Source organism: Rhizobacter sp. (genome assembly GCF_031412075.1).
Taxonomy (GTDB): domain Bacteria; phylum Pseudomonadota; class Gammaproteobacteria; order Burkholderiales; family Burkholderiaceae_C; genus Rhizobacter.
The window spans coordinates 1-7408 of the sequence record NZ_JANOCG010000020.1 but is presented as its reverse complement, the minus strand read 5'-3'; the positions used below and the strand labels follow the sequence as shown (position 1 = coordinate 7408).

Genomic DNA, 7408 nt, shown 5'->3' with positions numbered 1-7408 from the left:
GCTGGCGCTCGAACACCATGTGACGCAGCCGCGAGGCCACCTCCTCGTGCAAAGAGGCTGGGCGCAGAGGGGTGGGCTGGACCATGGGCTCAGACTCTAGGATCAGTAATTCTTAATTACAACAGGGTTTGAACCAGATTGGGGCGAACTGAAGACCCTCCTGCACACATCATTTCGCTTGCGTTCGTCGGCCCGAGTTCTATGCTTGGTGCACTGCAACAAACAAAGGCCAATCCCATGGACGACGCCCAAGCGTCTGGTCTCGAACCGCACGGCACGGTGCTCTACATCGAGGATCAGGATCTGAACTTCCTGCTCGTCGAAGCCCAGCTGGCGGCCACCTTGCCGGGGGTGGTGCTGACCCGCTCCGCCACCGGTGCCGAAGGTGTGGCCCGCGTGCGCGCCGAGCGGCCCGACATGGTGCTGCTCGACATGCACCTGCCCGACCTCGGCGGCCTGGAGGTCGTGCGGGCGCTGACGCATGAAATTTCCGAAGGCCTGAAGGTTGCCTTGTTGACCGCCGACCATTTGTCGATGGACATCCTGAAGGCGATGAGCCTCGGCGCCTATGAATACTGGGTCAAGCCGATCAGCGCGAGCCAGCTTGAAAAAGGCGTGCGCCGCGGTCTCGCAGCGGCAACGACCGACCCGCGCCACCGTGCGCCGCTGGCCGCCAGCCAGGGCTCGGGGTCGAAGGCCCGGCCGCTCTGAGTTCTTGAACGCTCAGCGCAGCAGCGAGGCCTCGAGCCGCGTCACCATGTCGATCAGGCGGGGCCGCACTTCGTTGAGCAGGTAGTCCCTGGACAGGTTGAACGACGGGCCGCCGCAGTTGATGGCCATCGGCGGCAGCCCGCCACCGGGCTGAAACGCGCGGGCGATGCCGTTCACGTCGCGCTGCCAGTCGCCGAATGAGCAAGTCACGCCCAGCGTGCGGTATTCCTCCAGCGAGCGCTCGACGCCGTCGCGGATGTCGGGCCAGGCCACTTCGTCGAGCTCCTGCACACGCTCCATGAAGTCTTCACGCTCACGCTCGGCAACGGTAGCGAGCCAGGCGCGGCCGATGGCCGAGGTGGCCACCGGGATGCGCGAGCCCACGTCGAGGCTCAGCGTGAGGGCCGCCGAGCTGCGGCAGTTCTCGACATAGATCATCGACAGCCGGTCGCGTGTGCCGAGCGACACCATCGAGCGTGTGGCGTCGGCCAGCTCCTGCATCATGGGGCGGGCGATCTGCCGCACGTCAAGCCGCGCCAGCATCGCGCTGCCCAGCGACAAGGTGGCCGTGCCCAGCCGGTACTTGCCACTTTCTTCAACCTGGATGAGGTAGCCGAGCTTGGTCAGCGTGGAGGTGAGCCGCGACACGGTCGACTTGGGCAGCTTGCAGCGTTGTGCGATTTCCTGGTTGCCCAGCGCCTTGTCGCCCGAGCGGAAGCACGACAACACCTCCAGCCCGCGCGCCAGCGCGGTCACAAAATGGCGGTCTTCCTTGGTCTTGGGGGCCGGCCGGCCGGTGGGGGCGAGGCGCTCCACCTTGGCGCTTTTGGTGAATGTGTTCATCTTCTTCCATCAAACCCTGTGCAGCTCCAAAGTGGAACATACATCTGCAAACGCGTGATCGTGAGATTCCCCAGTGGGCGCTCGCCATCGACCCGCTGTTGCGCAGTAGTTCCCAAGGCTGAAAGGGGATTCTGGCTCGGTAAAGTCCATAAGTTGACAGCCCCGAGTGGAGCAGGAACAATTTGCCAACGTTTTTACATGCGGAATATTGTTCTGCATTGCAGCACAACCAGACGTGCTGAGCATTCACCCCCATTGCTTCTGCGAGACCCTCATGGATCTGACCTTCACCCCCGAAGAACAAGCCTTTCGCGAAGAGGTGCGCAGCTTCGTCAAAGCCAAGCTGCCCGAGTCGATTCGCCACAAGGTGGTGAACAGCCTGCGCCTCTCGCGCGAAGACCATGTGCTGTGGCAAAGCACGCTGCACGAGCGCGGCTGGGGTGGCCCCGGCTGGCCCAAGGAGCATGGCGGCCCGGGCTGGAACGCGGTCGAGCAGTACATCTTTGAAGAAGAATGCGCCGCCGCCGGGGCGCCGCGCCTGATCGCCTTCGGCATCAAGATGGTGGCGCCGGTGATCATGGCGTTTGGCTCGCCCGAGCAGCAACAGCGGCATCTGCCCGACATCGCCTCGGCGCGCAAATGGTGGTGCCAGGGTTACTCGGAGCCGGGCGCCGGCTCCGACCTCGCGTCGCTCAAGACCCGTGCGGTGCGTGGGGTGGATGCCCAAGGCGACCATTTCATCGTCACCGGCCAGAAGACCTGGACCACGCTCGGCCAATACGCCGACTGGATTTTCTGCCTGGTGCGCACCGACCCGCAGGCCAAGGCGCAGCGTGGCATCAGCTTCCTGCTGATCGACATGAAGACGCCCGGCATCACCGTGCGACCGATCATCACGCTCGACGGTGCGCACGAGGTCAACGAGGTGTGGTTCGAAGACGTGCGTGTGCCGGCCGAGAACCTGATCGGCGAAGAAAACAAGGGCTGGACTTACGCCAAGTTTTTGCTCGGCCACGAGCGCAGCAACATCGCCGGCATCGGCATCTCGAAGCGCGAGTTGGGCCGCCTGAAGCGCATTGCCGCCACCGAAATGAAACGCGGCAAACCGCTGCTCGAAGACCCGTTGTTTTCGGCCAAGGTGGCGCAGGTCGAAGCCGACCTGATTGCGCTGGAGATGACCAACCTGCGGGTGCTGTCCGAAGAGAAAGACAAGCGAGCGCCCGGCCCGGCCGCGTCCATCCTCAAGATCAAGGGCACCGAGATCCAGCAGGCCATCACCGAGCTGCTGGTGCAGGCGGTGGGGCCGTATGCGCTGCCCTTCGTGCGCGAGACGATTGGCGCCAGCTACGAAGGCGACCACATCGGCCCGAGCTATGCCGCGCCGCTGGGCGCGCACTACTGCAACATGCGCAAGCTGTCGATCTTCGGGGGCTCGAACGAGATCCAGAAGAACATCATTTCCCAGCAGTTGCTTGGCCTCTGATCAGAAGTAAGAGAGACACACCATGGACTTCAGCTTCAGCGAAGAGCAGCAACAACTGCAAGACGCCATCTCCCGCTTCGTGCAAGGCGACTACAGCTTCGAGCGCCGCAAAGGCATCATCGCCAGCCCCGAAGGCTGGAGCCAGCAGGCCTGGCAGGGCCTGGCCGACCTGGGCGTGCTCGCGATGAACGTGCCCGAGGCGCACGGCGGCCTGGGCTACGGCCCGATCGAAACCTTGCTCGCCATGCAATCGGTCGGCCCCGCCCTCTTGTGCGAGCCGCTGCTGGAGAGCGCCGTCATCGCCACCGCGCTGGTGCGTGACTTCGGCAGCCCCGAGCAGCAGGCCGAGCTGTTGCCGGTGATGGCTTCGGGCGAGGCCATCGTGGTGCTCGCCCACCTGGAAGCCGCTGCGCGCGGCGAGGCCGACTGGGTGGAAACCCGGGCGACCCAAAGCGGCGACGACTTCCTGCTGCAAGGCCACAAGGCCGTGGTCGCGCAGGCCGCCAGCGCCCACGAGCTGCTGATCTCGGCCCGCTCCGACGGTGCCCCCGGCGATGCCCATGGCGTGAGTGTGTTTCGCGTGGCGCGCGATACCCCGGGCCTGCAGGTCAAGGGCTACCCCACGCTCGACGGCCGCCGCGCCGCCGAGGTCATCTTGCGCGACGTGCGCGTGCCGGCCAGCGCGCGTCTGGGCGCCGCCGGTGCGGCGCTGCCCGCCATCGAACGTGCGCTCGACATCGGCCTGGCCGCGCTCTGCGCCGAAGCGCTGGGTGTGATGGAAGCCACCGTCAACTCGACCATCGAGTACCTGAAAACGCGCCAGCAGTTCGGCCAGCCCATCGGCCGCTTCCAGGCCTTGCAACACCGCACCGCCGACATGCTGATGCACCTGGAGCAGTCGCGCTCGATGGCTTACCTGGCGGCGATGAACTGCAACCTGGCCGACGACACGCAGCGCCGCAAGGCGCTGTCGGCCGCCAAGGTCGTGATCGGCAACGCCTGCCGTTTCATCAGCCAGCAGTCGATGCAGTTGCATGGGGGCATGGGCATGACCGATGAACTCACGCTCAGCCATTGGTTCAAACGCCTGATGGCAATCGAGCTGAGTTTTGGCGACACTGACGCCCACCTGCAGCGCTTTGCCCATCTCAGCCAGCGCGACGTTTTGAAAGCAGCCTGACCCCACTTGCCATTTCTCCGTTCGGGCTGAGCCTGTCGAAGCCCATCGACCAAGCTCAGGGCGAACGGTTCCACCCGCCAAGGAACCACCATGTCCTCCAACAAAGCCGCCTTCCAGTGGGATGACCCGCTGCTGCTTGACCAGCAACTCACCAGCGACGAGCGCGCGATCCGCGATGCGGCCAACGCCTACTCGCAAGGCAAGCTCGCCCCGCGTGTGCTCGAAGCCTTCCGCCACGAAAAAACCGACGCGTCGATCTTTCGCGAAATGGGCGAGCTGGGCCTGCTCGGCCCCACCATCCCCGAGCAGTACGGTGGCTCGGGCCTCAACTACGTCTGCTACGGCCTGATTGCACGTGAAGTCGAGCGTGTGGACTCGGGCTACCGCTCGATGATGAGCGTGCAGTCGTCACTGGTCATGGTGCCGATCAACGAGTTCGGCAACGAAGCGACCAAGCAGAAGTATTTGCCCAAGCTCGCGAGCGGCCAATACATCGGCTGCTTCGGCCTGACCGAGCCCGACCACGGCTCCGATCCCGGCAGCATGGTCACACGCGCCAAGAAGGTCGCCGGTGGCTACAGCCTGTCCGGCGCCAAGATGTGGATCAGCAACAGCCCCATCGCCGACGTGTTCGTGGTGTGGGCCAAAGACGATGAAGGCGCGATCCGCGGCTTCGTGCTGGACAAGGGCGCCAAGGGTTTGAGCGCACCGGCCGTGCACGGCAAGGTCGGCCTGCGCGCGTCGATCACCGGCGAGATCGTGATGGACAACGTGTTCTGCCCGGAAGAAAACGCCTTCCCCGAAGTGCGTGGCCTGAAGGGCCCGTTCACCTGCCTGAACAGCGCGCGATACGGCATCGCCTGGGGCGCACTCGGTGCGGCCGAAGACTGCTGGTTCCGCGCACGCCAGTACGTGCTCGATCGCAAGCAGTTCGGCCGCCCGCTTGCGGCCAACCAGCTCATTCAGAAGAAGCTGGCCGACATGCAGACCGAGATCACCCTGGGCCTGCAAGGTTGCCTGCGCCTGGGTCGCATGAAGGACGAAGGCACGGCGGCAGTCGAGACCACCTCGATCATGAAGCGCAACAGCTGCGGCAAGAGCCTCGACATCGCCCGCCTGGCGCGCGACATGATGGGTGGCAACGGCATCAGCGACGAGTACGGTGTGGCCCGCCACCTGGTCAACCTCGAAGTGGTCAACACTTACGAGGGCACGCACGACGTGCATGCCCTGATCCTGGGCCGGGCGCAGACGGGGATCGCCGCCTTCGCCAACTGAAACAGCGTTTCTTTTCTCGCGAACGGCGAGCCTGCGGGCTCGCCGTTTGCTTTTGTGCTGGTGGTTTGGCGATGCCCGGTCAGAAAAGCACGATCGTTCGCCTCGTCAGATATCATTCGGCCCGCTGTCCCAGTGGGCGCGGCAGCGGCATGGCGACACAAGACAACACAAGCACAGAGGGAAATCAGCAGATGCACCGCATCGTGATCGTGGGGGGAGGCGCAGGTGGCCTCGCGCTGGCCACACAGCTGGGCAAGCGCCTGGGCCGCAAGAAGCTGGCTCAAGTCACCTTGGTCGATGCGGCGCGCACCCACGTCTGGAAGCCGCTTTTGCACCCGCTGGCCGCCGGCAGCTTCGACACGCATGCCGAAGAGATCGAATTCCTGGCGCAGGCGCGCTGGAACCATTTCAAGTTCCGCCTTGGTAGCCTGGTTGGCATCGACCGCGTCAACAAGACCGTGCAGCTGGCGGCCAGCTACGACGACACCGGCGCCGAGATCACACCCGACCAGCTGGTGGCTTACGACACCCTGGTGATTGCGGTGGGCAGCCAGACCAACGACTTCGGCACGCCCGGTGCGGCGCAGCACACCATCAAGCTCGACAGCCCGCAGGCCGCCAAACGATTCAACGACCGGCTGCTCAACGCCTGCATCCGCGCACAAAGCGTGCCGCGTGTGGCGGGCAGCGGGCGCCTCACGGTGGCCATCGTCGGTGGCGGTGCGACCGGCGTGGAGCTGGCGGCCGAGTTGCATGCGGCGGCGCGCGTGCTGGCCAACTTCGGGCTCGACCACATCCACCCCGAAAAGGACTTGCAGATCGTGCTGGTGGAAGCGGCGCCGCGTTTGCTGTCGCAGTTGCCCGCGCGGCTGAGCGAAGCGGCGGTGCGCGAGCTGCGCAAGCTCGCCATCGAGGTGCACACCAACGAAAAGGTGATCGAGGTCACCGCCGAGGGTTTGAAGATGGCCAGCGGCAAGGTCATCGGCTCGACGCTTTGTGTGTGGGCGGCGGGTGTGAAGGCGGCCGACTTCCTGAACGGCATTGGTAGCGACCAACCGCTCGAGACCAACCGCCTCAACCAGCTGATGGTCAACGGCAACCTGCGAAGCACACGCGACGAACACATCTTCGCGTTTGGTGACTGTGCGGCTTGCCAGCAACCCGATGGCACCTGGGTTCCGCCGCGCGCCGCGGCCGCCTACCAGCAGGCCATGTATTTGGTGAAGGCATTGCCCCGTCTGATGAACGGTGAGCCGGTGGTGCCCTTCGTCTACAAGGACCAGGGCTCGCTGGTGTCGCTCTCCGAATACTCGTCAGTGGGCAGCCTGATGGGCAGCCTCACACGCGGCAGTCTCTTCATCGAAGGGCGGCTCGCGCAGTTCATGTACTGGGGCTTGCACAAGCAGCATCAGTTTGCGCTGGGCGGCGTGCGCAAGACCTTGCTCATCACCCTCGCCGAGATGCTGGACCGCACCTATCGGCCGCGCATCAAGCTGCACTGACGCCGGCGGCCATCAAGTGGAGGTCTGGACGCCAAGGCGTCAGCCCATCCAGCGTTTGGTGGCGTCTTCGACCACCGCCGACAAGGGCACGCCGCCCTGGCGGCGCTGGCGCAACCAGCTGGCGTCGTTGCCCTCGAACAGGGTTTCGCGGATCAGGTTGCTGGCGTCGAGCGCCTGCAGGTCGAGCGCGTGTTCGTCGACGCGCGCGAGCGTGCGCAAGATGTCGTCGCGCAGCTTGTGGCGCTGCTTGGTCTTAGGGTCGACGATCTCGCCGTCGAGCCCGAAGCGGCAGGCCTGGAAGCGGTTGAAGGTGTAGACGAGGTAATCGTCTTCGCTGGGTTCAAACGGCTTTTCTTCGCGCAGGTAGCGGCAGATGCATTGCAGGTAGCAGGCGAGCGCGGCCGCCTTGTC

The 7408-nt window shown here is 64.9% G+C and carries 7 protein-coding genes; 5 read left to right on the top strand and 2 right to left on the bottom strand.

The annotated features are described in order from the left end of the window. Positions 1-237 precede the first annotated feature (237 nt). Positions 238-711 (top strand): response regulator, encoded by a 474-nt coding sequence (locus tag RMO40_RS00620; protein WP_309714938.1) that lies wholly within the window; start codon positions 238-240, stop codon positions 709-711. 12 nt (positions 712-723) lie between these two features. On the opposite strand, the gene RMO40_RS00615 is transcribed toward RMO40_RS00620, so the two are convergent. Continuing rightward, positions 724-1554 carry an IclR family transcriptional regulator domain-containing protein gene (locus RMO40_RS00615; protein WP_309714936.1) on the bottom strand — a complete coding sequence of 277 codons (831 nt, stop codon included), beginning with the start codon at positions 1552-1554 and terminating at the stop codon, positions 724-726. A 274-nt stretch (positions 1555-1828) separates the two neighbouring features. Here RMO40_RS00615 and RMO40_RS00610 point away from each other — a divergent pair, with 274 nt between their 5' ends. From RMO40_RS00610 to RMO40_RS00595, 4 genes are all read left to right on the top strand, one after another. Next, positions 1829-3037, top strand: a complete 1209-nt coding sequence (locus RMO40_RS00610) for an acyl-CoA dehydrogenase family protein (protein WP_309714934.1) — start codon at positions 1829-1831, stop codon at positions 3035-3037. 22 nt (positions 3038-3059) lie between these two features. Further along, entirely contained in the window at positions 3060-4217 is a 1158-nt protein-coding gene (locus tag RMO40_RS00605; protein WP_309714932.1) for an acyl-CoA dehydrogenase family protein, read from the top strand. A 90-nt stretch (positions 4218-4307) separates the two neighbouring features. Beyond that, a complete protein-coding gene (locus RMO40_RS00600) occupies positions 4308-5495 on the top strand; it encodes an acyl-CoA dehydrogenase family protein (RefSeq protein WP_309714930.1) in 1188 nt (395 codons plus the stop codon). A gap of 191 nt (positions 5496-5686) precedes the next feature. Further along, entirely contained in the window at positions 5687-6997 is a 1311-nt protein-coding gene (locus RMO40_RS00595) for an FAD-dependent oxidoreductase (RefSeq protein ID WP_309714927.1), read from the top strand. 39 nt (positions 6998-7036) lie between these two features. On the opposite strand, the gene RMO40_RS00590 is transcribed toward RMO40_RS00595, so the two are convergent. Continuing rightward, positions 7037-7408 (bottom strand): glutamate-cysteine ligase family protein (locus RMO40_RS00590; RefSeq protein ID WP_489660085.1); only part of this gene is annotated, 372 nt, incomplete at its 5' end.

Excerpts from the sequence above, each read along its gene's own strand:
- RMO40_RS00605 (WP_309714932.1), top strand. The coding sequence starts at position 3,060 with ATGGACTTCAGCTTCAGCGAAGAGCAGCAACAACTGCAAGACGCCATC.
- RMO40_RS00610 (WP_309714934.1), top strand. The coding sequence starts at position 1,829 with ATGGATCTGACCTTCACCCCCGAAGAACAAGCCTTTCGCGAAGAGGTG.
- RMO40_RS00595 (WP_309714927.1), top strand. The coding sequence starts at position 5,687 with ATGCACCGCATCGTGATCGTGGGGGGAGGCGCAGGTGGCCTCGCGCTG.
- RMO40_RS00600 (WP_309714930.1), top strand. The coding sequence starts at position 4,308 with ATGTCCTCCAACAAAGCCGCCTTCCAGTGGGATGACCCGCTGCTGCTT.
- RMO40_RS00615 (WP_309714936.1), bottom strand. The coding sequence starts at position 1,554 with ATGAACACATTCACCAAAAGCGCCAAGGTGGAGCGCCTCGCCCCCACC.
- RMO40_RS00620 (WP_309714938.1), top strand. The coding sequence starts at position 238 with ATGGACGACGCCCAAGCGTCTGGTCTCGAACCGCACGGCACGGTGCTC.